Source organism: Kitasatospora sp. NPDC002551 (assembly GCF_040296005.1).
In the GTDB taxonomy this organism is placed as follows: Bacteria; Actinomycetota; Actinomycetes; order Streptomycetales; family Streptomycetaceae; genus Kitasatospora.
In genome coordinates this window covers 65,689-88,258 of the sequence record NZ_JBEOWI010000026.1, presented here as the reverse complement: position 1 = coordinate 88,258, position 22,570 = coordinate 65,689, and the positions used below count along the sequence as shown (strand labels likewise).

The 22,570-nt window shown below is 74.6% G+C and carries 21 protein-coding genes; 6 read left to right on the top strand and 15 right to left on the bottom strand.

The window, feature by feature from the left end; genetic code table 11:
- Positions 1–42 precede the first annotated feature (42 nt).
- Positions 43–192 carry a hypothetical protein gene (locus ABT093_RS22270; RefSeq protein WP_350566839.1) on the bottom strand — a complete coding sequence of 50 codons (150 nt, stop codon included), beginning with the start codon at positions 190–192 and terminating at the stop codon, positions 43–45.
- Positions 193–347: 155 nt separating this feature from the next.
- On the bottom strand, positions 348–1,109 hold the full coding sequence (locus ABT093_RS22265; protein ID WP_350566836.1) for a 3-hydroxybutyrate dehydrogenase: 762 nt from the start codon (positions 1,107–1,109) through the stop codon (positions 348–350).
- Positions 1,110–1,418: 309 nt separating this feature from the next.
- Here ABT093_RS22265 and ABT093_RS22260 point away from each other — a divergent pair, with 309 nt between their 5' ends.
- Positions 1,419–3,248, top strand: coding sequence for an NsdA family TPR-like regulatory protein (locus ABT093_RS22260; RefSeq protein WP_350566833.1), 1,830 nt, complete (start codon positions 1,419–1,421; stop codon positions 3,246–3,248).
- 46 nt (positions 3,249–3,294) lie between these two features.
- Here the strand turns inward: ABT093_RS22260 and ABT093_RS22255 are convergent, their stop codons facing one another.
- The 3 genes from ABT093_RS22255 to ABT093_RS22245 form a co-directional block, all read right to left on the bottom strand.
- Positions 3,295–4,527, bottom strand: a complete 1,233-nt coding sequence (locus ABT093_RS22255; protein ID WP_350566830.1) for a cation:proton antiporter — start codon at positions 4,525–4,527, stop codon at positions 3,295–3,297.
- 138 nt (positions 4,528–4,665) lie between these two features.
- Positions 4,666–5,994 carry an FAD-dependent oxidoreductase gene (locus ABT093_RS22250; protein ID WP_350566827.1) on the bottom strand — a complete coding sequence of 443 codons (1,329 nt, stop codon included), beginning with the start codon at positions 5,992–5,994 and terminating at the stop codon, positions 4,666–4,668.
- Between the two features lie 398 nt (positions 5,995–6,392).
- The gene (locus tag ABT093_RS22245) at positions 6,393–7,298 is read right to left on the bottom strand and encodes a TIGR01777 family oxidoreductase (protein ID WP_350566824.1); all 906 of its coding nucleotides are present in this window, start codon (positions 7,296–7,298) and stop codon (positions 6,393–6,395) included.
- A 105-nt stretch (positions 7,299–7,403) separates the two neighbouring features.
- On the opposite strand from ABT093_RS22245, the gene ABT093_RS22240 reads away from it, so the two are divergent.
- The gene (locus ABT093_RS22240; RefSeq protein ID WP_350566821.1) at positions 7,404–7,904 is read left to right on the top strand and encodes a GNAT family N-acetyltransferase; all 501 of its coding nucleotides are present in this window, start codon (positions 7,404–7,406) and stop codon (positions 7,902–7,904) included.
- Between the two features lie 129 nt (positions 7,905–8,033).
- Positions 8,034–9,080, top strand: a complete 1,047-nt coding sequence (locus ABT093_RS22235; RefSeq protein ID WP_350566818.1) for a DUF2510 domain-containing protein — start codon at positions 8,034–8,036, stop codon at positions 9,078–9,080.
- A gap of 30 nt (positions 9,081–9,110) precedes the next feature.
- On the opposite strand, the gene ABT093_RS22230 is transcribed toward ABT093_RS22235, so the two are convergent.
- The 7 genes from ABT093_RS22230 to cobU all read right to left on the bottom strand — a co-directional run bounded on the left by ABT093_RS22230 (position 9,111) and on the right by cobU (position 17,858).
- The gene (locus ABT093_RS22230; protein ID WP_350566815.1) at positions 9,111–9,626 is read right to left on the bottom strand and encodes a DUF4240 domain-containing protein; all 516 of its coding nucleotides are present in this window, start codon (positions 9,624–9,626) and stop codon (positions 9,111–9,113) included.
- Between the two features lie 182 nt (positions 9,627–9,808).
- Entirely contained in the window at positions 9,809–11,602 is a 1,794-nt protein-coding gene (gene sucB / locus ABT093_RS22225) for a 2-oxoglutarate dehydrogenase, E2 component, dihydrolipoamide succinyltransferase (RefSeq protein ID WP_350566812.1), read from the bottom strand.
- A gap of 57 nt (positions 11,603–11,659) precedes the next feature.
- Complete coding sequence (lpdA, locus tag ABT093_RS22220) at positions 11,660–13,066, bottom strand: dihydrolipoyl dehydrogenase (protein ID WP_350566810.1); 1,407 nt, start codon at positions 13,064–13,066, stop codon at positions 11,660–11,662.
- Positions 13,067–13,457: 391 nt separating this feature from the next.
- A complete protein-coding gene (locus ABT093_RS22215; protein ID WP_350566807.1) occupies positions 13,458–14,966 on the bottom strand; it encodes a leucyl aminopeptidase in 1,509 nt (502 codons plus the stop codon).
- A 299-nt stretch (positions 14,967–15,265) separates the two neighbouring features.
- On the bottom strand, positions 15,266–16,039 hold the full coding sequence (locus ABT093_RS22210) for an adenosylcobinamide-GDP ribazoletransferase (protein WP_350566805.1): 774 nt from the start codon (positions 16,037–16,039) through the stop codon (positions 15,266–15,268).
- A 70-nt stretch (positions 16,040–16,109) separates the two neighbouring features.
- A complete protein-coding gene (locus tag ABT093_RS22205; protein WP_350566803.1) occupies positions 16,110–17,225 on the bottom strand; it encodes a nicotinate-nucleotide--dimethylbenzimidazole phosphoribosyltransferase in 1,116 nt (371 codons plus the stop codon).
- 60 nt (positions 17,226–17,285) lie between these two features.
- The gene (gene cobU, locus ABT093_RS22200) at positions 17,286–17,858 is read right to left on the bottom strand and encodes a bifunctional adenosylcobinamide kinase/adenosylcobinamide-phosphate guanylyltransferase (protein ID WP_350566801.1); all 573 of its coding nucleotides are present in this window, start codon (positions 17,856–17,858) and stop codon (positions 17,286–17,288) included.
- Between the two features lie 107 nt (positions 17,859–17,965).
- On the opposite strand from cobU, the gene ABT093_RS22195 reads away from it, so the two are divergent.
- Positions 17,966–18,169 carry a hypothetical protein gene (locus tag ABT093_RS22195; RefSeq protein ID WP_350566800.1) on the top strand — a complete coding sequence of 68 codons (204 nt, stop codon included), beginning with the start codon at positions 17,966–17,968 and terminating at the stop codon, positions 18,167–18,169.
- A gap of 62 nt (positions 18,170–18,231) precedes the next feature.
- Here ABT093_RS22195 and ABT093_RS22190 read toward each other — a convergent pair whose 3' ends face one another.
- Positions 18,232–18,930, bottom strand: coding sequence for a class I SAM-dependent methyltransferase (locus tag ABT093_RS22190; protein WP_502884287.1), 699 nt, complete (start codon positions 18,928–18,930; stop codon positions 18,232–18,234).
- Positions 18,931–19,175: 245 nt separating this feature from the next.
- A complete protein-coding gene (locus tag ABT093_RS22185) occupies positions 19,176–19,775 on the bottom strand; it encodes a DUF3043 domain-containing protein (protein ID WP_350566796.1) in 600 nt (199 codons plus the stop codon).
- Between the two features lie 300 nt (positions 19,776–20,075).
- Between ABT093_RS22185 and ABT093_RS22180 the strand changes: the two genes are divergently transcribed.
- Together ABT093_RS22180 and pspAA are read left to right on the top strand one after the other, a co-directional pair.
- Positions 20,076–20,882 (top strand): PspA/IM30 family protein, encoded by an 807-nt coding sequence (locus tag ABT093_RS22180; RefSeq protein ID WP_350566795.1) that lies wholly within the window; start codon positions 20,076–20,078, stop codon positions 20,880–20,882.
- Positions 20,883–20,961: 79 nt separating this feature from the next.
- A complete protein-coding gene (gene pspAA, locus ABT093_RS22175; protein WP_350566793.1) occupies positions 20,962–21,255 on the top strand; it encodes a PspA-associated protein PspAA in 294 nt (97 codons plus the stop codon).
- A 91-nt stretch (positions 21,256–21,346) separates the two neighbouring features.
- Here the strand turns inward: pspAA and nadA are convergent, their stop codons facing one another.
- Positions 21,347–22,528 carry a quinolinate synthase NadA gene (gene nadA, locus ABT093_RS22170; RefSeq protein ID WP_350566791.1) on the bottom strand — a complete coding sequence of 394 codons (1,182 nt, stop codon included), beginning with the start codon at positions 22,526–22,528 and terminating at the stop codon, positions 21,347–21,349.
- Positions 22,529–22,570: the final 42 nt, after the last annotated feature.

The window sequence follows — 22,570 nt, the reverse complement described above, 5'->3', positions numbered from 1 at the left end:
CGGCGCGCACGCGGGGGCGCGCGCCGACCGGCGGGCGGACCGTCAGGCCGTCGCCGTCTTGCCGGCCGCCGGTACCGCACCCGCCTCGCCCTGCCCCGCCGGCGCCTCCACCTCCGCCAGGTCGTGCCCGCGGGTCTCGTGCCCGCACAGCACCGAACGTCCCTGGGCCAGATCCGGGACAGCGGCCGTCATGGCTCACCACTTCCGGGCCGGGGGCAGAGCGCGTCGCCACAAGGCAGGAGGCGCGGGACACCCGGACCATATGGCCTGGGCACATATCCCTGTGGCACGGAGTGGGCGGTGGCCCCACCACCGCGGACCGCCGTCGGCGGCGGCGGGGCCCCGCGTCAGTGGGCCGTCCAGGCGCCGTCCAGCGGGAGCGAGGCGCCGGTGATGTAGGAGGCCTGGGGGAGGCAGAGGTAGAGGGCCAGCTGGGCGACCTCGGCGGGCTCGATGAGGCGCTTGACGGCGGTGCGGTCGAGGAAGACGCGCTCGACCACCTCGTCCTCGGGGATGCCGCGGGTGCGGGCCTGGTCGGCGATCTGGTGCTCGACCAGGGGGGTGCGGACGTAGCCGGGGTTGATGCAGTTGCTGGTGACGCCGTGCGGGGCGCCCTCCAGGGCGACCGTCTTGCTGAGGCCCTCCAGGGCGTGCTTGGCGGTCACGTAGGCGGACTTGAAGGGGCTCGCCCGCAGCCCGTGCACGGAGGAGACGTTGACGACCCGGCCCCACCCGCGCGCGTACATGTGCGGGAGGGTGCGGCGCAGGATGCGGAACGGCGCCTCGACCATCACCCGCTGCATCAGGGTGAAGCGCTCGAGCGGGAACTCGTGGACCGGGGCGACGTGCTGGAGGCCGGCGTTGTTGACCACGATGTCGGCGTCGGCCGGGAGCGCCTCCACCGCCTCCGGGTCGGCGAGGTCGGCGACGTGCGCGACGCCGCCGATCCGCTCGGCGAGGCTGCGGGCCGGGCCGGCGGCGAGGTCGACGACGTAGACCCGGGCGCCGGCCGCGGCGAAGGCCTCGGCGCAGGCCCGGCCGATGCCCGAGGCGGCTCCGGTGACCAGGGCGGTGCGGCCGTCGAGCGGGCGGGCTGAAGTGGTGTCCATGGCCGAGAACGGTAGGAATCCGACGGCCGCGCTCCTATGTGGCGGCCCCCTACAGCACCCCGCTGAACTGTGGTGTTCCCCGCCATCACAGTCGATGGTCGGCGGACGCCCTGCAAGCCAAACCCATCCTGAGGTCTCTTCCCCACAATGGGCGCGGATGCTTCACCCGTTCGGAGGATTGCTCGGTCAGAACCACCCATAGCGCCCGAATGCTCGCTACATTCACGCCGATTCCCGACAGGGGGCGTCGCCACAGGCAGCCGAACCGCTGGTGGAGCCGGTGCGGCGTCCGAGAGGTGTTGACTGACTATGCCCCAAAGGCCTGCAACCGACAGCCCGGCGTACGGACCGCTCGACCCGCTCGACCAGCACCGGGGTCCGGTCGGCCGGGCCCTTCCGGACGCCCCCGACGCCCCGACCGCCGCCGAGGACCTCCGGCTGCCCGAGCAGGCCACACCCGCCGACCGGCACGCGCCGGCGCGGCACACGCCTGAGCGGCACGCCGCCGAGCGCCACACGCCCGAGCGGCACACGTCGGCCACCACCACCCAGAACCTCCAGCTCGCCGCGCTGATCGAGGAGGCCGGCTTCTCGCACGCCGGCCTGGCCCGCCGGGTCGACCAGCTCGGCCTGGAGCACGGCCTCGACCTGCGCTACGACAAGACCTCCGTCACCCGCTGGCTCCGCGGCCAGCAGCCCCGCGGTGCCACCCCGGCGCTGATCGCCGAGGTGTTCACCCGCCGGCTCGGCCGCCGCCTCACCGCGCAGGACCTCGGCCTGGACGCCTGCGCCCCGGTCTACGCCGGCCTGGAGTTCGCCGAGACGCCGCAGGAGGCGGTGGACATCGTCGCGAGCATGTGGCGCAAGGACAACGGGCCGCAGTCCGAGCTGCGCCGGATCGCCTTCACCCCGGCCGGCCTGGTGGTGCCCAGCCGCGACTGGCTGATCGGCCGCACCGACGAGCGGGTCGCCAGGGACGGCTCCACCCTGGCCCGGCCCGACCCCGGAACCGGCGCACCGCCCGCCGGACCGCCCGGCCCGGCCGCGGGTCCCGTGCCGCGCGGTGCGGCCGGCGCCCCGGTCGGCCGGTCCGGCCCCGCCGCCACCGCCCCGACGGCGGGCGCCGCCGGTCCGGCCGCGCTCGGCGCCCGGGTGCCCACCCAGAGCCGCCGCCCGCCGATCGCCGTCGAGCCGCCCTTCCACGACCAGGGCCGCGAGCAGCGCCCCGCGCTGCGCGTCGGCCGGGGCGACATCGCCGCCATCCGCGCCGTCGGCGACCTGTTCCGCGCGCTGGACCACGCCTACGGCGGCGGCCACGCCCGCCAGGCGCTGGTGCGCTACCTGGAGAGCGAGGCCGAGCCGATGCTGCGCGGCCGCTACGGCGAGCAGATCGGCCGCGCCCTGTTCGGCGCCGTCGCCGACCTCACCCGGCTGGCCGGCTGGACGTCCTTCGACATCGCCGCGCACGGCCTGGCCCAGCGCTACTTCGTCCAGGCGCTGCGGCTCTCCCAGGCCGCCGGGGACCGCGCGCTCGGCGGGTACGTGCTGGTGACGATGAGCCAGCAGGCCGTGCACCTCGGCCACGGCCGGGAGGCCGTCCAGCTGGCCCGGGTCGCCCAGCAGGGCGTGGGCACGGCGGTGCCGCCGACCGTCCAGGCGCTGCTGCACGCCGCCGAGGCGCGCGGGCACGGCCTGCTCGGCGACGTCCGCTCCTGCACCACCGCGCTGGTCCGGGCCGAGCGGGCGCTGGCGGCCGTCCGGACCGGGGACGAGCTGCCCTCCTGGGCGCGGTTCTTCGACGAGGCGCAGCTCTCCGACGAGTTCGCGCACTGCTACCGCGACCTCCAGCAGTGGCGGACGGCCGCCCAGCACGCCGAGAAGTCGCTGCGGCTGCGCTCGCCCGCGTACGCGCGCAGCCGGATCTTCTGCCGGCTGGTGCTGGCCACCGCCCGGCTCGGCATGGGGGACCTCGACGAGGCCTGCGGCATGGCCACCGACGCGCTGCGGGCGGCGGGCGAGATGCGCTCGGCCCGGTCGCTGGAGTACGTGCGCGACTTCCACCGCCGGCTCACCCCGTACCGGGGCAGCGCGGTGGCGCGCGCGTTCGAGGAAACGGCCCGCCAGGCGGGGGTGATCTGACCGGCCCCCAGGTCCCCGCCGACCCGGTCCCCGTCGGCCCGAGGTCTCACCAGCTCTCGGCGTTCACCCGCGGCCGGCCGCCTCCGACGGCGGCCGGCGGCCGGACGTCCCCGCGCAGCCGCTGCGCGCTCAGCGGGAACAGCAGTACCGAGAGCATGCCCGCGCCGACCAGCGCGGCCGCGGTCGAGGACGACAGATGGCCGGCGTCCACCTCGATCGTGGTGATCACCACGACCAGCGGCAGCGCGGTCGCGCCGTACAGCCCGAGCGCGGCCCGGTCGCGCCGTCCCAGCCCGGTGGGGGCGAGCAGCGCGGCCGGCAGTCCGCGCAGGACCAGCAGCAGGAGCAGGAAGGCCGGCAGGAGCAGCAGCGTGCCCGGATCGCCGAGCAGCGCGTCCAGGTCGAAGTCCATGCCGCTGACCACGAAGAACACCGGCACGAGGAAGCCGAAGCCGATGCCCTCCAGCTTGGCGTCGATGACCTCCTCGGCGTGCCGGGGGATGTCGGACAGCAGCTGCCGCGAGACGATGCCGGCGGTGAACGCGCCGAGCAGCATGTCCAGCTCCAGCCAGAGCGCGGCGGCCACCATGGTGGCGAGCACCAGGATCACGGTGCGCACGGCGAACTGGCCGGAGGTGCGCAGGGTGCGCCGGATCAGCCCGGTCATCCAGGCCGGCCGGGGGCGCCGGGCGCCGCCGATCGCGAGGGCGGTGATCACCGCGAAGGCGGCCAGGATGACGGCGGTGCGGGCCGGGGTGTTGCCGCTGAGCAGGACGGCGACGGCGATGATCGGCCCGAACTCGCCGACCGCCCCGGTGGCCATCACCAGCGAGCCGAACGGGGTGGGCAGTTCCCCGGCGTCGCGCAGCACCGGCAGGATGGTGCCGAGCGCGGTGGTGGTGAGTGCCAGCCCGGCGAAGGCGCCGTCCAGCGGGTCCGGGTTGACCAGCGCGCCGAGGACGAGCGCGGCCACCACGGTGATCAGCCACGCGGTGCCGGCGCGGCGGAGCGGGCCGCCGCGCAGCCGGGCGAAGTCGATCTCGTAGCCGGCCAGGAACATCAGCATGGCCAGGCCGAACCGGGAGAGCGCGTCGACCAGGACGTCGACGTGCGCCCAGCCCAGGACGTCGGGGCCGATCAGGACCCCGAGCAGGATCTCGAACACCACGGTGGGGACGGCGATCCACCGCAGCAGCCGGTCGGCCAGCAGCGGAGCGGCCACCGCGGCGGCCGGGACCAGGATCAGCGCGAGCGGCTGGACGTCGGTCCCGCCGCTCACGCGGCGTCCGGCGGGGTGGCGGGAATCGTCCGATCAGCGGTCATATCGGCATATTGGCACGCGGTCCGTCACCGGCCCGGCAGCCGGACCCGTGACGGACCGCGTGCCCTGCGTCGGCGGGAGGGTCGGGCGGGAGGGTCAGGCGGCCGCCGCCTCCGGTTCGGTGGCCGGCCGCCCGAGGTCGCGTGCCACGGCCTCGGCCGCGCGCCGTCCGGAGACCAGCGCCCCCTGCACGCTGCTGGTGTCCCGGTGGTCGCCGCAGACGTAGAGCCCGGCCAGCAGCCGCACCGGCCGCCGGGTGTTGTGCGGCGGCGGCATGGCGGGCACCGCGTCCGGCAGGTGCCGCACGCTCAGGAACTGCCAGCCGCCGGCCGGCGTGCCGTACAGCTCCGCGAGCCGGGCGCGCACGGCCGGCTCCAGCGCGGCCGGACCGCCGGCGTCGAAGGTGCGGCGGCCGAGCACGGTGGTGGCGATCAGGGCCTGCCCGGGCGGGGCATACGAGGGGTGCAGCTCGCTGAGCACCAGCGAGTGCGAGACCAGCGAGGGTCGCCCGCCCGGCCGGTCGCCGTCCAGCAGCAGGGCGGCCTCGCCGAGGGGGGCCCGGTCGGCCGCGTGGTAGAAGGTCGTGACGGGGTGGAAGTCGGGCAGCCGCAGACCGGGCAGCAGCTCGGCGGCGGAGCGCGGGTCGGTCGCGACGATCACGGCCTGGGCGCCGATCCGCCCGTGTCCGGCGGTCTCCACGCCGTCGGCCTCGATCGCGGTGACCCGCACCCCGGTGCGGACGGTGCCGGCGGGCAGGGCGGCGGCCAGCTGGGCCGGCACGGCCGCGATCCCCCCGGCGGGCAGACAGAGCCGGCCGCGCGCGTAGCAGCGCAGCACCAGGTCGGCGACCCGGCTGCTGGTGCCGAGGGCGGGGTCGCTGAGCAGGGCGCCGAGCAACGGGCGCAACAGGCCGTCGACGGTGCGCGGGGCGAGCCCGCGTTCGCCGAGGGCCCGCGCGGCGGTGGTCTCCGGCCGGGCCTTCAGCCGGGCCGGCGGGGTGGCGGCGAGCCGGTTGAGCCAGCTGCCGAGGCGCGCCTTGTCCAGCGGGCTGCCCAGCGGTGCCCGGGCGGCGGCCTGCCGGGCGGTGGTCAGCTGCGGGTCCCCGACCCGGTACCGGCGCCCGCCGTTGTGCACCAGGACGCCCGGGGCGAGCGGGCGCAGGTCGAGGCGGTCGAGGTCGAGCACGCGGGGCGGCTCGGGGAAGGCGGTGTTCAGCAGATGGCTGCCGTGGTCGAGTCGGAAGCCGTCCAGTTCGTGGGAGGCGGCGCGGCCGCCGATCCGGTCCGCGGCCTCCAGGACCTGGACGGCGAAGCCGCGGCCGGTGAGCACGCGGGCGGCGGCGAGGCCCGCGAGGCCGGCTCCCACCACGACGATGTCCGGGTCGGACTGTCGTCGGGCGCGGCGGATGAAGTCGTACGTGGGCACGGGTGGCTCCCTCCCTGGTCCCGGATGTTTCGGGCCGGCGCAGGCAGCGGGGTGCTGGGACACGGTCCGACCGGTGTGATGCCCCGTCAGTGTGAGGGTCAGACAAGCGCACCGGTCCCGATCCGGGTCGGGAAGGGGAGTGGCCGCATCCGGTGCGGGTGCCGTCACGGACTGTGCGCCGATCCGGCCGCGACCCGGCCCGGCGGGCGCACACGGTCACCGGGGGCGCGCGACGCGCCCACCACGTGCTCCCGTGCGCCCCCTCCCGGAGCCCCTTCCGGCCGTCACCCGGACTCCGCCCGGCATATGCCCCTGGCCAGGGTGAACGTCGTAGTGCGCCTACGCGACGGGGCCGGGCGCGAGCGCGCGCCCGGCCCCGGAGAGCCCCCGGCCCGTCCTCAGAGCGCCGCCCGCACCGCCGCGTCGACGTCCGGGTGCTCGAACCGGAAGCCCGCGTCCAGCAGCCGGCGCGGCACCACCCGGTGGCTGCCGACCACCTCGACCGCCAGTTCGCCCAGCACGGCGTCCAGGACGGCCCTCGGCACCGGGAACGGCGTGGGCCGGCGCAGCGCCCGCCCGAGCGCCCTGGTCAGCTCGGCGTTGGTCACCGGCTCCGGCGCGGTCAGGTTGACCGGCCCGCTGACGTCCTCCCGGTCGATCAGGAAGCGCAGCGCGGCCACCTCGTCGGCCAGCGAGATGAAGCTCCAGTACTGCCGGCCGTCGCCGAGCCGCCCGCCGAGGCCCAGCCGGAACAGCGGGAAGAGCCGGCCGCCCGCGCCGCCGGCCGCGGAGAGCACCAGCCCGGTGCGCGGGTGGACCACCCGGATCCCGGCCCGTTCGGCCGGCCCGGCGGCGGCCTCCCACTCCACGCAGACCTCGGCCAGGAAGTCGTCCCCGGCGGGCGAGGACTCGTCGATCACCCGGTCCCCGGTCTGGCCGTAGTAGCCGACGGCCGAGGCGCTGACGAACACCTTCGGCGGCTCGGCCAGCTTGGCCAGCGCGGCGGCCAGGGTCTCGGTGCCGAGCACCCGGCTCTCCCGGATCTCGCGCTTGTAGCCCTCGCTCCAGCGGCGGTCGCCCACGCCGGCGCCCGCGAGGTGCACCACCGCGTCGGCGCCCGCCAGCCCGGCCAGGTCGACCTGGCCCAGCAGCGGGTTCCAGCCGATGCCGGTGGTGCCGTCCGGCCGCGGCCCGGTCCTCGACCGGTGCCGGACCAGCCGGACCACCTGGTGCCCGTCCGCCAGCAGCGAGTCGACGAGGGCCGAGCCGATCAGTCCCGTGGATCCTGTGACCGCGATTCTCATGCGCCCATCCTCGCAGCCGGGCGGCCGGGGCCGGGGGAGCGCGGACCGCGTGCGGCCCGGGAAAATCCGTGTACGTCCGCGCGCGGCCTCGTTAGCATGCCGCGCATGCGCAAATCCGACGATCTGATCATTCGTCCCGCACGGGCCGAGGACGAGAAGGACCTCGCCGTCCTCAACCGCGCCACCTGGACCCCGGTGGCCGACGTCAGCGCGCGTCCCGCCGAGGACGCGGGGGTGTTCGACGAGCGCCACACCCCGGACCAGGTCCACCTCGCCCTGCTCGACGGCCGGATCGTCGGCTACGTCCGCGTCGTCCCGCCGACCCCGCTGCCCAGCAACCAGCACGTCCGCCAGATCCAGGGCCTGGCGGTCGACACCTCCGCGCGCGGCCGGGGCATCGGCGTCGCGCTGGTCGAGGAGGCCTGCCGGGTGGCCCGTGACCAGGGCGCCCGCCGGATCACCCTGCGGGTGCTCGGCCACAACGCCCCGGCCCGCGCCCTCTACGCGCGCTGCGGCTTCGTGGTCGAGGGCACGCTCACCGAGGAGTTCCTGATCGACGGCGCGTACGTCGACGACGTCTGGATGGCCCGCCGCCTCACCGGCTGAGCCCCGGCGGGGCGAGCCGCACCACCCGGACCGATGGCCGACGAACCGTCAGAGTCGGTACCGGCGTGGTGCAGAGTCGTGACAGACCCGGCCTGTCTGGAGGGTCACCCGGCCGGGTACGGTCTTGCCGTGAGCAACTCGACGCCTCCCGGGTGGTACCCGGTTCCGGGTGCGGACGGCACGGCCGGCCATGAGCGCTGGTGGGACGGTACGGCCTGGACCAGTGACGTGCGCCCCGTCCAGGCGGGCGGCGGCCCGATTGCCGACGCCCCGACACAGGTCTCCTGGCAGAGCCCGGGCCAGCCCGCCGGGTCCCCGCCGCCCTCCTACGGCTACGGCGCGCCGCAGCAGGGGCAGCCGGGCTACGGCTACCCGGCGCAGAACCCGCCGGCCTACGGCTATCCGCCGGCCGCCTACCCGGCGCCCTCCCGGCCGAACCGGATGAAGACCGGCACGGCCGTCGGCATCGGGGTCGCGGTCCTGGCCGTGGTCGGCGTGATCGCCGCCGTCGCGCTGAACAGCGGCGGCGACGGCCCGTCCGCCGGCCCGACCCCGCCGGTGACCACCGTGACCGTGACCGACACCCCGAGCCCGACCGCGACCGCACCGTCCCCGACCACGACCCGGCCGGTCTCACCGCCGCCCACCACACCGCCGCGCCCGACCCCGCAGCTCAAGGACACCGTGGCGGACCCGCAGCACGCCATCACCGTCCCGGTCTTCGACGGCTGGGAGGCGAACACCAGCGGCTCGCACTCGACGGTCTTCCTCGGCACCGGCCAGTACACCTGCCCCGGCGGCGGCAACTGCATCCGCGGCCAGTTCTCGGTGGAGAAGGACACCATCTCCGGCACCACCGCCCGCGCGGCGGCCGAGGCGGCGATGCCGGCCTACGCGGCGGCGATCTTCACCGACATCACCTCGCACACCGACGCGGGCTCCTCCAGCACCACCGTCGCGGGCATCTCCGGCTACGCGGTGCGCTGGCACGTGGTGACCTCGGACGGCAGCAAGGGCTACATCCTGCTGGCGGCCGTGCCGGCCAAGGGCGGCGGCTACGTGGCCTTCGAGGGCGGGGTGGACGACGCCGCGGGCGCGCCCGACCCCTCGGTGCTGGACCAGATCCTCAAGGGCATCAAGCAGGACACCAGCGCGGCGGCGGGCTCGAACACCTGAGCCGCCGGCCGCGCACGGTGTCGGGCGCCCTCAATCCCCGTACCGCTCCCAGAGCTTGGGGAACCGTTTCGCCATGACGTCCGGGTCGTCGAAGTCGAAGACGGCCCCGGACGGCCGCACGGGCTGCCGCCCGCCCACCTCGGGCAGCGGCAGCCCGGTCAGCTGCTCGTACGCCTCGTCGGCGGCGTAGCCGAGGTCCTCGGCCTCGCCGTCCTCCTCCTCGTCGAACCCGGGCAGCAGGTCCGCCAGGTCGTCGGGCTCGTGCAGGCCGCCCTCGAAGACCTCCCGGCCCTGGCCGATCAGCCAGCACCGGAAGTAGTCGAAGGAGTCCTCGGAGGCGCCGCCGAGCAGCAGGTACGCCGCGCCCCACAGGTCGTAGCGGTAGGCGCGCTGGAAGCGGGCCTCGAAGAGCCGGGCGAAGTCGATGACGTCGTCCGGCGTCAGTTCGCCGAGCCGTTCCACCAGGCGGTCCGCCTGCTCGTCCGGGTCGCCCTCGGCGGCCTCCCGGGTCTCGTCGATGATCAGCCAGAAGTCGGTCTCGTCCATCACCGCTCCAGCATCCCTGTTCGGGCGCACGCGCGCATGCGAAGAACGGGTGAATCACCCGGAACCGCGCGAAAAACCCGGAACGGCGCGAAGCCCCCGGCCCCGGGCCCCGACGCGCGGAACCCCGCGCCGTCCGGGGACGGTGCGGGGTTCCGGTGCTGCCGGGTCGGTCTCCCGGGGCCTTACAGGCCGAGCTCGACCTCGAACTCGCCGGCCTCCAGGATCTCCTTGACGGCCACCAGGTAGCGGGCGGCGTCGGCGCCGTCCACCAGGCGGTGGTCGTAGGAGAGCGACAGGTAGGTCATGTCGCGGATGCCGATGGCGGTGCCGCCGTCGGCCTCGATGACCACCGGGCGCTTGACCGTGGCGCCGATGCCCAGGATCGCGACCTGGTTCGGCGGCACGATGACGGTGTCGAACAGCGCACCGCGCGAACCGGTGTTGCTGATGGTGAAGGTCGCGCCGGACAGCTCGTCCGGGGTGATCTTGCTGTCGCGGACCTTGCTGGCCAGCTCGGCGGTCTTCTTGGAGATACCGGCGATGTTGAGGTCGCCCGCACCCTTGATGACCGGGGTCATCAGACCCTTCTCCGAGTCCACCGCGATACCGATGTTCTCGGTGTCGAAGTAGGTGATGGTGCCCTCGGCCTCGTTGATCCGGGCGTTGACGACCGCGTTGGTCTTCAGCGCCTGGGCGGCGGCCTTGACGAAGAACGGCATCGGGGAGAGCTTGACGCCCTCGCGGGCGAGGAAGCCGTCCTTGGCCTTGGCGCGCAGCGACATGATCTTGGTGACGTCCACCTCGACCACGCTGGTGAGCTGCGCCTGCTCGTGCAGGGCCTTCAGCATGTTGTCGCCGATGACCTTGCGCATGCGGGTCATCTTGACCGTCTGGCCGCGCAGGGCGGACGGCGCGGCGGCGGCCTTCGGCGCGGCGGCCGGGGCAGCAGCGGCGACCGGGGCCGGGGCCTGGGCGGCCTTGGCGGCCTCGGCGGCGGCCAGGACGTCCTGCTTGCGGATGCGGCCGCCGACACCGGTACCGGTGACGGAGGACAGCGCGACGTCGTGCTCGGCGGCGAGCTTGCGCACCAGCGGGGTGACGTAGGCGTCACCGGCGTCGGCCACCGGGGCGGCCGGGGCAGCCGGGGCGACCGGGGCCGGAGCGGCGACCGGGGCCGGGGCGGCGGGGGCGGCGACCGGAGCCGGAGCGGCGACCGGGGCGGCCGGAGCGGCGGCGACCGGGGCCGGGGCAGCCGGGGCGACCGGAGCCGGGGCGGCAGCCGGAGCCGGGGCCGGAGCGGCGACCGGGGCGGCCGGAGCGGCGGCCGGGGCCGCGGCGACGGCGCCCGCGGCACCGATCAGCGCGAGCTGGGCGCCGACCTCGGCGGTCTCGTCCTCGCCGACCAGGATCTTCACCAGCGTGCCGGCGACCGGCGACGGGATCTCGGTGTCGACCTTGTCGGTGGAGACCTCGAGCAGCGGCTCGTCGACCTCGACGGTGTCGCCCTCGGCCTTCAGCCAGCGGGTGACGGTGCCCTCGGACACGCTCTCGCCCAGCGCGGGCAGCAGCACCGGGGTGGCGTCGCCGGCCGGGGCGGCCGGGGCGGCCGGAGCGGCGGCGGGGGCCTCGGCGACCGGAGCCGGGGCGGCGGCCGGGGCCTCCGCGACCGGAGCCGGAGCAGCCGGGGCGGCCGGAGCGGCCTCGGCGGCCGGGGCCGGCGCGGCGACCGGGGCGCCCGAGCCGTCGTCGATGATCGCCAGCTCGGCGCCGACCTCGACGGTCTCGTCCTCGCCGACCTTGATCGAGGCCAGAATGCCGGAGGCCGGGGCCGGGATCTCGGTGTCGACCTTGTCGGTGGAGACCTCGAGCAGCGGCTCGTCGACCTCCACGCGCTCACCCTCGGCCTTCAGCCAACGGGTGACGGTGCCCTCGGAAACGCTCTCGCCCAGCGCGGGCAGTGTTACTGAGACCGCCATGGTTTCAGCGACTCCTATCAAGTCTTGCGAACTGGAAGTTGGGGGTGTGGGGCGCGATCAGTCGTGCGCGTGCAGCGGCTTGCCGGCCAGCGCCAGGTGCGCCTCGCCGAGGGCCTCGGACTGGGTCGGGTGGGCGTGGATGAGCTGCGCGACCTCGGCCGGCAGGGCCTCCCAGTTGTAGATCAGCTGGGCCTCGCCGACCTGCTCGCCCATGCGGGCGCCGACCATGTGGACACCGACCACGGCGCCGTCCTTGACCTGGACGAGCTTGATCTCGCCGGCGGTCTTCAGGATCTTGCTCTTGCCGTTGCCGGCCAGGTTGTACTTGAGGGTGACGACCTTCTCCTTGCCGTACAGCTCGACGGCCTTGGCCTCGGAGATGCCGACGGAGGCCACCTCGGGGTTGGAGTAGGTGACGCGCGGGACGCCGTCGTAGTCGATCGGCACCGGCTTGAGGCCGGCCAGGCGCTCCGCGACCAGGATGCCCTCGGCGAAGCCGACGTGCGCCAGCTGCAGGGTCGGGGCGAGGTCGCCGACGGCCGAGACGGTCGGCACGTTGGTGCGCATGTACTCGTCGACGAGGACGTAGCCGCGGTCCATCGCGACCCCGTTCTCCTCGTAGCCGAGGCCGGCCGAGACCGGGCCGCGGCCGATGGCGACGAGCAGCAGGTCGGCGTCGATCTGCTTGCCGTTCTCGGTGGAGACGCGCACACCGGTCTCGGTGTACTCGACGCCGGAGAAGCGGGCCTTCAGCTCGAACTTGATGCCACGCTTGCGGAAGGCGCGCTCCAGCAGCTTGGAGGAGTTCTCGTCCTCCAGCGGGACCAGGTGCGGCAGGGCCTCGACGATGGTGACGTCGACGCCGAAGGACTTCCAGACGGAGGCGAACTCGACACCGATCACGCCGCCGCCGAGGATGACGGCCGACTTCGGGATGCGGTCGAGCTTGAGGGCGTGGTCCGAGGAGATCACGCGGTTGCCGTCGATCTCCAGGCCGGGGATCGAGCGCGGCACGGAGCCGGTGGCCAGGACGATGTGGCGGCCTTCGATGCGCTGGCCGTTGACGTCCACCGAGGTCTGCGAGGAGAGCTTGCCCTCGCCCTGGATGAAGGTGACCTTGCGGGACGCCACCAGGCCCTGCAGGCCCTTGTACAGGCCGGCGATGACGTCGTCCTTGTACTTGTGGACGCCGTTGATGTCGATGCCCTGGAAGGTGGCCAGCACGCCGAACTCGGCGGCCTCCTTCGTCTCGTCGGCGATCTCGGCCGCGTGCAGCAGGGCCTTGGTCGGGATGCAGCCGCGGTGCAGGCAGGTACCGCCCAGCTCACCCTTCTCGACCAGGGCGACGCTCAGGCCCAGCTGGGCGCCGCGGAGCGCCGCGGCGTAACCGCCGCTTCCGCCTCCGAGAATGACTACGTCGAAAACGGTGCTGGCGTCGTTCGCCACGTCACGTCCTCCATGCAATGGGGTGTGGATCGCCGGGCCGGTCGCGGTCCGGTGGGTCGGAAGCCTTTGTGGGGCGCCCAGTCGTGCCGGAAATACATCTTCGCACTTGTTCACGGCGACTGATGTCCGGGTCCGCTCCAGGGGTGTCCCGAGGGGTGGTGACAGCACCGGGAATGCTCTGTGCGCAGGGGCATCGTCGCAGCTCAAGGCGGTATTGACAGGTGGCCGGGCGGGGGCTCGCGGGGCCGCGGAGCCGCCGGTTCCGCATGGTGGAACAAAGTTTCGCCCGCAGCGAACAGGGGTGCGGCGGTCGCCCCGCGTCCCCTACCGGCAGGTAACCCGGGCCCGGGAAGCCGGACGGGGCCCGGCGCGTGCGCGCCGGACCCCGTCCGCTGGTCGTACCCGGCCGTCAGGCCTTGCCGCCCGCCGCCTTCTGCTCGGCGAAGCGGACCAGGGTGCGCACCGCGGAGGCGGTGCCGCCCTTGGGGGTGTAGCCGAACGGCGCGCCCTCGTGGAACGCCGGGCCGGCGATGTCCAGGTGCGCCCAGTCGATGCCCTCGGCCACGAACTCCTTGAGGAACAGACCGGCCACCAGGCCGCCGCCCATCCGCTCGCCCATGTTGGCCAGGTCGGCGATGGTCGACTCGGTCATGCCCTTGCGCAGCTCGGCCGGCAGCGGCATCGGCCAGGACTGCTCGCCCACCTCGCCGGCGGCGGCGTGCAGGGTCTCGCGCAGCTCGTCGGCGTTGGCCATCACACCGAAGGTGCGGTTGCCCAGCGCCATCATCATCGCGCCGGTCAGGGTGGCGACGTCGACGATCACGTCCGGGTTCTCCTCGCCGGCCCGCACGATGGCGTCGGCCAGCACCAGGCGGCCCTCGGCGTCGGTGTTCAGCACCTCGACGGTCTTGCCGCCGTACATCCGCAGCACGTCGCCGGGGCGGGTGGCCGAGCCGGACGGCATGTTCTCCGCCAGCGCCAGCCAGGCGGTGACGTTGACCTGCAGGCCCAGGCGCTTGGCGGCGACGACGGCGGCGAACACCGCGGCGGCACCGGCCATGTCGCACTTCATGGTCTCGTTGTGGCCGGCCGGCTTCAGCGAGATGCCGCCCGAGTCGTAGGTGATGCCCTTGCCGACGAACGCCAGGCTGGCCTTGGCCTTCGGGTGGGTGTAGGCCACCTTCACCAGGCGCGGCGGGTTGACCGAGCCGTTGCCGACGCCGAGCAGACCGCCGTAGCCGCCCTTGAGCAGCGCCTTCTCGTCCAGCACCTCGACCTTGAGGCCGTGCTCCTTGCCGGCCGCCTGGGCGATCGCGGCGAAGGACTTCGGGTTCAGGTCGTTCGGGGCGGTGTTGACCAGGTCGCGGGCGCGGTTCATCTCCTCGCCGACGACCAGGGCGCGCTCGACCGCGGCCTTGGCCTCCTTGCTGCCCTTGCGGGTCGACAGCAGCACCAGCTCGCCGACCGGCTCCTTGCCGCCGTTGCCGTTGTTCTTGTAGCTGCCGAACGCGTAGGCGCCGAGCAGACCGCCCAGCGCGACCGCCTCGATCTCGTCGGCCGACTCGGCCGGCAGGGCCAGCGCGGCCTTCTTGCCGCCGGCCAGGGTGCGGGCGGCCACACCGGCGGCGCGGCGCAGGGCCTCCAGCTCGTACCCGCCCTCGGCGGCCTCACCGAGACCGACCGCGAGCACGAGCGGGGCCTTCAGACCGGCGGGGGAGGGCACCTTGACGGTCTCGCCCTCGGCGCCGGTGGCGCCCAGCGTGCTGAGAACCTCGGCCAGCTTGCCCTCGAACGCCTCGGCCACGGCCTCGGAGCCGGGGGCCGGCACGATGCCCTTCGGGCCCTTCGCCACACCGATCACCAGGGCGTCCGCACGCAGCGAGGCGGCGGCGGAGGTGCTCACAGACAATGCAGTCACGTAAAACGTCCTGTTCTTTCGCGGTCCACGACCGGTCGCGGCGCGAGTGCCGCACCGGCGCAGCCCGGACCGCCGGCCAGGCCGACCGGCGGGTGCCCGCCGGACCCGGGGCCCCTGGCTGCGCGCGCCCACCGCGGCGGCGGTCGCGCACACCAGAGGCCCCGGCGCCTCAACGCGCGCCCGCCGGGCAGGACCTGCGACGGTGCAGGGCTGCGGTGCTCCCCGCATGGTAGTCCGCATGCTGGGATCACGCGCCGCCCGGTGTACCGCCTTTCGGCGCAGGGGCTTTGGCGCCCTCCTCAGCCCAGCAGCGCGAGGACCAGCAGCGCACCGGTCGCGGCGGTCTCGGCCATCGCGCCGAGCACGTCCCCGGTGATCCCGCCGAACCTGCGCACGCAGCGCCGCAGCAGCGGCCGGGCTCCGCCGGCTCCCAGCACAACGGCCGCGGGCAGCAGGGCGGCTGACGAGCCGTCGGTCAGGCCGACGAGGGCGAGCAGGGCCGCCGCACCGCCCGTCGAGGCGACGGCCGCACCCGGCGCCACCGTGCTCGCCACCATCGCGCCCAGCCCGCCCGGCCGGGCCGCCGGCACCCGGCGCAGGCATCCCCAGGCGAGCGCGCAGCGCGCCGCCACCGCCGCCGCGAGCACCGCGAGCGCACCGCGCAGCGGGGAGACGGCGAACTGCCCGGCGAGCGCCGCCACCTGCGCCAGCAGCACGAGGACGAGGGTGAGCACACCGAACGGGCCGATGTCCGACTGCTTCATGATCCGCAGGGCGTCCTCGGCGGGCTTCCCGCTGCCCAGGCCGTCCGCGACGTCCGCGAGCCCGTCCAGGTGCAGCCCCCGGGTGAGCACCGCGAGCACCCCGACCGCCGCCACCGCCCCGAGCAGCCCGCCGGCCCGCCAGGCGACCAGCGCCCCGGTGCCCGCCGCGACCGCCCCCAGCACCACCCCGACCACCGGCGCGAGCACCATCGCCCGCCCCCCGGCCTCCCGGTCCCACCGCCGCACCCGCACCGGCACCACCGACAGGGTCCCGAACGCGAACCGCAGCCCGTCCCACACAACGACCACCCACCGACCACTCGGAACAGCGAAAGGGCCCGGGCCCGTCGTCACGACGCGGCCCGGGCCCCGAAATCCTCTACAGCTTGCCCAGCAGCTCCGCCGCCGTGGGCAGCCGCGCCGGCTCCTTCGGCGCCGCCGGCACGAACGGCTGCGGCATCTTCTCGGCCAGCGTGTCCGCCGCCGCCTGGAGCAGCGGCAGCGCCATCAGCGCGCCGACCCCCTCGCCCATGGTGATCCCCTGCTCCTGCAGCGGCGTCAGCGTCAGCCGGTCGTACGCCTTCGCCTGCGCCGGCTCACCGCTGCTCTGCCCGGCCCGCCACCACTCCGGCGCCCGGAACGCGATCCGCTGCGCGACCAGCGCGCACGCCGCCGAGACGACGCCGTCCAGCACCACCGGCAGCTTGCGCACCGCGGCCTGCAGCAGGAACCCGGTGATCGCCGCGAAGTCCGCGCCGCCGGTCGCCCCGAGCAGCGCCAGCTGGTCGCCCAGCACCGGCCGGGCCCGTCGCAGCGAGTCCCGCACCGTGGCGCACTTGACCATCCACACCCGGTCGTCGATGCCCGACCCGCGCCCGGTGACCGCCGCCGCGTCCGTCCCGCAGAGCGCGCCGACCAGCACCGCCGCCACCGTGGTGGCGCCCACCCCGAGGTCGCCCAGCACCACCAGGTCGGTCCCGGCGTCGGCCTCCTCGTCGGCCACCGCCATGCCGGCCCGGAACGCCTTGGCGGTCTCCTCCGGGCTCAGCGCGTCCTCGACGTCGATCCGCCCGGAGCCGCGCCGCACCCGGTGCGCCGTCACCTCGTCGGGGAAGTCGCCGGCGTCGGCGTCGACCGCGACGTCCACCACCCGCACCCCGGCGCCGAACCGCCGGGCGAGCAGCGCCACCGGCGCGGTGCCGTCGAGCACGGCCCGCACCCGCGCCGCCGTACCGCCCTGCGCGGGCAGCCGGGACACCCCGAGGCGGGCCACGCCGTGGTCGGCCGCGAACAGCACCACCTTGGGCGCCGACAGCGGCCGCACCGGGGAGAGCCCCTGCACGGACGACAGCCAGGCGCCCAGCTCCTCCAGCCTGCCGAGGCCGTTGCGAGGCCGGTCCAGCTCCTGCCACCGCTCCTCGGCGGCGCGCCGGGCGCTCTCGTCGGGGCGCTCGACGAGCGAGGAGAACGTATCGAGATCCACGGTCGTGTCCATCGTCCGGAAGGCTACACGCCGCAGGTGTTCCGACGCCCTGGAGGTGAGCGGGCGAGGTGTTCAGCCAACGGCGGGCTTGACGGTGAGAACCTGCCCCGCCACCACCAGCAGCACACGCTCCGAGGCGTCGGCGACCGCCATGTTGAGCCGGCCCAGGGTGTCGCGGAACCGGCGGCCCGCGGCGGTGGCCGGGACGACGCCCATGCCCACCTCGTTGCTGACCGCCACCGCCTGGCGCCGGGTGCCGGCCCAGGCCGCCGCCAGCGCCGCGCAGCGCCGCTGCACCGCGGCCTCGCCGCCGTCCGCCCACACCGCGTCGTCCCAGGCGCCGCACTCGTCCATCACGGCGGTGAGCCACAGCGCCAGGCAGTCGACCAGCACCGGAGCCGGGTCGGCGGGGTCGGCCAGGACCGCCTCCAGGTCGCAGGTCTCGGCGGTGCGCCAGCTCGCCGGGCGCCGTTCCCGGTGCAGCGCGACCCGCTGCGCCCACTCGGCGTCGCCCTCGCGGGTGCCGCCGGTGGCGACGTACAGCACGTCCTCGTGGTGCGCGAGCAGCTGCTCGGCCCGGGTGGACTTGCCGGACCGGGCGCCGCCGAGGAGCAGGGTGCGGGGGAGCGGGGCGTCAGGTGTCATGCACGCCATCCTCGCGCACCGCGCATACCGAAGATCCCGCCGGGCAACCTGAGGGCTTAGGGTGCGCTGCACAGCGCATCGCTGATCGTCGGCGGGAGGAGCCGGGCATGGTCTGGACGTGGCGGTACGAGAGGGCGGACGGCACCGTGGTGGCCCCGGGCAACGGGCAGGCGGAGGAGTTCGCCGGCCAGGGGGACGCGGAGACCTGGATCGGGGAGAACTGGAAGCAGCTGGCCGAGGACGGCGTGGACCGCGCCGTGCTGCTGGACGACGGCCGCGAGATCTACACGATGAGCCTGCACGAGGACTGAGCCGCCGGACGGCCGCCCGCCCGGGCGGGCGGCCGGGCACCGGCCTCCCCGCCCCGGCGGGGCTACTTCATCCCGACGACGTGCAGCATCCCGGCGACCTGCCGGTACGGGTCGGTGCGCCCGGCCCGCTCCTCGGCCTCCAGCAGCTGGGCGAGCTGCCGCCCGTCGACCGGCGGCGCCGCGTCGTCGGGGGAGTGGTCGGTGAAGACCCGGACGCCGTACCAGTGCCGCAGCGGCACGGACACCTCGGAGAGGGTGACGACGAGGTCGGCGATCCGGTCGGCGCGGGCCGCCAGCCCGAGCCGGTTGTAGTACCGGTCGCTCTCGAAGGCGTCCAGGGCGGCCCGCCAGTCGCCGGCGGCGGCGGGCCGCAGGGCGAGCGCGTCGCGGTTGCGCACCAGCAGGGAGAGCAGCCCGCCGGGGGCGAGCAGCCGGGCCAGTGAGGCGATCATCGGATCGGGGTCCGGCAGGTACATCAGCACGCCGTGGCAGAGGACGACGTCGAAGCTGCGCGCCCCGAACCAGCGCCCGCACTGGTGGCCGTCGCCGATCAGCAGCTGGACCCGCTCCCGCACCGCCTCGGGCTCCTCGGCCAGCACCTGCTGGGCGACGCCGAGCGCGGCCGGGTCGGAGTCGATGCCGGTCACGTAGTGGCCGGCCCGGGCCAGCCGCAGCGCCTGGGTGCCCTGGCCGCAGCCGATGTCGAGGACGCGCTGCGCGGCGCGGCCGGTGAGCTGCTCGGCGAGCTGCCGGGCGACCATCTCCTGCCGGACCAGGTTGCGCAGCGAGCCGGACCGGCCGGGGGAGGGGCCCGCGCCGCCGGCGAAGGAGCCGCTGCGCGAGGGCAGCCGCCGCTCGTACCCGGTCAGCCCGTGGCCGCCGCGGTCGTATCCGCCGCGCTCCTGGGCGACCCGGTCGTGGCCGCCGCCGCCCTGGCCGGGGAGCACGTAGAGGCCGGGCCCGTCCCAGACGGGAGGGGCCCAGCCGGAGTCCACCGGTTCGGCGGTCAGGGCTTCTCCCCGCGCCGCACCTGCGGCTTGGGCAGTCGCAGCCGGCGCATCTGCAGGATGCGCATCAGGCCGTAGGCGACCGCGCCACGGGTGTTCTGCCCGGCGAAGCGCTCGGCGAGCTGCTTGCGCAGGCCGAAGCCGAGCCGGACGAAGTCCAGGATCACCAGGACGAAGAAGAGCAGGAACAGCAGCGTGGAGAGCAGCTGGAGGGCCGGCACCTTCACGATGCTGAGCACCAGGATGACGACGGCGGCCGGAAGGAAGAACTCGGCCAGCGACCAGCGGGCGTCCACGTAGTCGCGGGTGAACTTGCGCACCGGGCCCTTGTCACGGGCCGGCAGGTGGCGCTCGTCCCCCTCCAGCAGCGCGGTGCGCTGCTTCTCGCGCTCGGCGCGCATCCGCTCGCGGGCCTGGCGGGTGGCCTCCTTGCGGTCCTTGGGCACGCTCACCCGGGTCCGCCGGTGGGCCTCGGCCTCACTGCGCTTGGGCGTCGGCCGGCCCTTCTTCGCCTGCGGGTCGCGGGGCTGGGTCGTCTCGTCCTGCTTCTCCAGCACGGCGGCGGAGGCAGCGGCATCATCTGAACGGCGTCGGAACACACCACCAGCGTACGGGGTGCGGGGCGCCTTCCTCCGGTCCCCCGGGAACCAAACGCATATCGATCGCGTCCCGGCGGCGCGCGGCCGGGCTTTCCCGGGGTTTCCCGTAGGGGATCACTCCGCTGACCGGCGGGTGGAACGAGGGCGGGATCCACCCCGCGGAGGAGGCTTTGCGGGACCGACCTGTAGCAGGCTTGTTGCAGGCAGGTGCACTGCGGCGACGGGCTCGCTGCACATACACTCGTCGTGTCTGGTAACGAGATAGAGACCGCAGGCCGGAGAAGGGGGCACCCGAGGCCCATGAGCGACGGAATCATGAAGCGTATGGGGCTGATCTTCCGCTCCAAGGCGAACAAGGCCCTGGACCGGGCGGAAGACCCGCGCGAGACGCTGGATTATTCGTACCAGAAGCAGCTGGAGCTGCTGCAGAAGGTGCGTCGTGGCGTCGCGGACGTGGCCACCTCGCGCAAGCGTCTGGAGCTCCAGCTGACCCAGCTGCAGCAGCAGTCGGCGAAGTACGAGGACCAGGGCCGCAAGGCGCTCTCGCTCGGCCGGGAGGACCTCGCCCGCGAGGCCCTGACCCGCAAGTCGAACATGCAGTCCCAGATCAACGACCTGCAGGTGCAGTACCAGCAGTTGCAGGCCGAGGAGGAGAAGCTCACGCTCGCCTCCCAGCGGCTGCAGGCGAAGGTCGACGCCTTCCGCACCAAGAAGGAGACCATCAAGGCCACCTACACCGCGGCCCAGGCGCAGACCCGGATCGCCGAGTCCTTCTCCGGCATCTCGGAGGAGATGGGCGACGTCGGTCTGGCGATCCAGCGGGCCGAGGACAAGACCGCGCAGATGCAGGCCCGGGCCGGTGCGATCGACGAGCTGCTGGCCTCCGGCGCGCTCGACGACGCCAGCGGTCTCGGCCGCAAGGACGACATCGAGGCCGAGCTGGAGCGGGTGGCCGGCGGTTCCGACGTCGAGCTGGAGCTGGCCCGCATGAAGGCCGAGCTGACCGGCGGCTCCCCGGCCGCCGGCCCGCAGGCCATCGAGCAGGGGCGCCCGCAGGACGCCGCGCCGCAGCAGCAGGACACCCCGCGGATCAACTACAACAAGTGACCTGAGCCGCGCCCCGGGGCACTCTCCGGGGCGCGGCCCCCAGAAAGGCACATCCCCCAGGAACAGGGAGACGCACGGCATGATCATGAGGGTCATGGGTGAGGGGCAGTTCGAGGTGGGCGAGTCCCACCTGAACCACCTCAACGAGCTCGACGGGGAGCTCCTCACCGCACTGGAGTCGGGGGACGAGGAACACTTCCGCCGGGCGCTCGGCGAGCTGCTGGGCGCCGTCAAGGAGTTCGGCACCCCGCTGCCGGACGACTCGCTGGAGCCGTCCGACCTGATCCTGCCGGACGCCGAGGCCACCATCGACCAGGTCCGCGAACTGCTGCGGGCCGAGGGTGACGGTCTCATCCCGGGCGTTCCCGAGTAGCCGCCGTTCTCGGCCAGACACAGGGGCGGGCCCCCTCCCACCGGGGAGGGGGCCCGCCCTTCGTCGTCCGCGCCGCCGCGGCGGCGGACCGCTACGGCAGGGCCAGCATCCGGTCCAGCGCGGCCTTGGCGTACTTCTCGGTCTCCGGGTCGACGCTGATCACGTTCGGCACCCGGCCCTCGACCAGCGACTCCAGCGCCCAGACCAGGTGCGGCAGGTCGATCCGGTTCATGGTGGAGCAGAAGCAGACCGCCCGGTCCAGGAAGACGATCTCCTTGTCCGGGTGGGCCTTGGCGAGCCGGCGCACCAGGTTGAGCTCGGTGCCGATGGCCCACGTGGAGCCGGGCTCGGCGGCGTCCAGCGCCTTGATGATGTACTCGGTCGAGCCCACCATGTCGGCGGCCGCGACGACCTCGTGCCGGCACTCCGGGTGCACCAGGACGGTGACGCCCGGGATCCGCTCGCGCACGTCGTTCACCGAGTCCAGGGTGAAGCGCCCGTGCACCGAGCAGTGGCCGCGCCAGAGGATCATCTTCGCGTCCCACAGCTGCTCGGCGGTCAGGCCGCCGTTCGGCTTGTGCGGGTTGTAGACGACGCAGTCGTCCAGCGAGAAGCCCATGTCGCGCACCGCGGTGTTGCGGCCCAGGTGCTGGTCGGGCAGGAACAGCACCTTCCGGCCCTGCTCGAACGCCCACTCCAGCGCCCGCTTGGCGTTGGAGGAGGTGCAGATGGTGCCGCCGTGCCGGCCGGTGAAGGCCTTGATGTCGGCGGAGGAGTTCATGTACGAGACCGGGACGGTGACGTCGGCTATGCCGGCGTCGGTCAGCACGTCCCAGCACTCGGCGACCTGCTCGGCGGTGGCCATGTCGGCCATCGAACAGCCGGCCGCGAGGTCCGGCAGGACGACCTGCTGGGCGTCGCCGGTGAGGATGTCGGCGGACTCGGCCATGAAGTGCACACCGCAGAAGACGATGTACTCGGCCTCCGGGCGGGCCGCCGCGTCGCGGGCGAGCTTGAAGGAGTCGCCGGTGACGTCGGCGAACTCGATCACCTCGTCGCGCTGGTAGTGGTGGCCCAGGATGAAGACGCGGTCGCCGAGCGCGGCCTTGGCGGCCCGGGCGCGGTCGACGAGGTCCGGGTCGGAGGCCGGGGGGAGGTCGCCGGGGCACTCGACGCCGCGCTCGCTGTTCGGGTCGGCCTCGCGGCCGAGCAGCAGCAGAGCGAGCGGCGTCGGGGTGGGGTCGACGCCGTAGGTCTCGGTGGTGGTGGTCACGGGCGGGCGCCCTTCTGTGCGGCCGATCAAGCGGTGCAGCCT

Excerpts from the sequence above, each read along its gene's own strand:
- ABT093_RS22270 (WP_350566839.1), bottom strand. The coding sequence starts at position 192 with ATGACGGCCGCTGTCCCGGATCTGGCCCAGGGACGTTCGGTGCTGTGC.
- ABT093_RS22265 (WP_350566836.1), bottom strand. The coding sequence starts at position 1,109 with ATGGACACCACTTCAGCCCGCCCGCTCGACGGCCGCACCGCCCTGGTC.
- ABT093_RS22260 (WP_350566833.1), top strand. The coding sequence starts at position 1,419 with ATGCCCCAAAGGCCTGCAACCGACAGCCCGGCGTACGGACCGCTCGAC.
- ABT093_RS22245 (WP_350566824.1), bottom strand. The coding sequence starts at position 7,298 with ATGAGAATCGCGGTCACAGGATCCACGGGACTGATCGGCTCGGCCCTC.
- ABT093_RS22240 (WP_350566821.1), top strand. The coding sequence starts at position 7,404 with ATGCGCAAATCCGACGATCTGATCATTCGTCCCGCACGGGCCGAGGAC.
- ABT093_RS22230 (WP_350566815.1), bottom strand. The coding sequence starts at position 9,626 with ATGGACGAGACCGACTTCTGGCTGATCATCGACGAGACCCGGGAGGCC.
- sucB (WP_350566812.1), bottom strand. The coding sequence starts at position 11,602 with ATGGCGGTCTCAGTAACACTGCCCGCGCTGGGCGAGAGCGTTTCCGAG.
- ABT093_RS22205 (WP_350566803.1), bottom strand. The coding sequence starts at position 17,225 with ATGGACACGACCGTGGATCTCGATACGTTCTCCTCGCTCGTCGAGCGC.
- cobU (WP_350566801.1), bottom strand. The coding sequence starts at position 17,858 with ATGACACCTGACGCCCCGCTCCCCCGCACCCTGCTCCTCGGCGGCGCC.
- ABT093_RS22195 (WP_350566800.1), top strand. The coding sequence starts at position 17,966 with ATGGTCTGGACGTGGCGGTACGAGAGGGCGGACGGCACCGTGGTGGCC.
- ABT093_RS22190 (WP_502884287.1), bottom strand. The coding sequence starts at position 18,930 with ATGGTCGCCCGGCAGCTCGCCGAGCAGCTCACCGGCCGCGCCGCGCAG.
- ABT093_RS22180 (WP_350566795.1), top strand. The coding sequence starts at position 20,076 with ATGAGCGACGGAATCATGAAGCGTATGGGGCTGATCTTCCGCTCCAAG.
- pspAA (WP_350566793.1), top strand. The coding sequence starts at position 20,962 with ATGATCATGAGGGTCATGGGTGAGGGGCAGTTCGAGGTGGGCGAGTCC.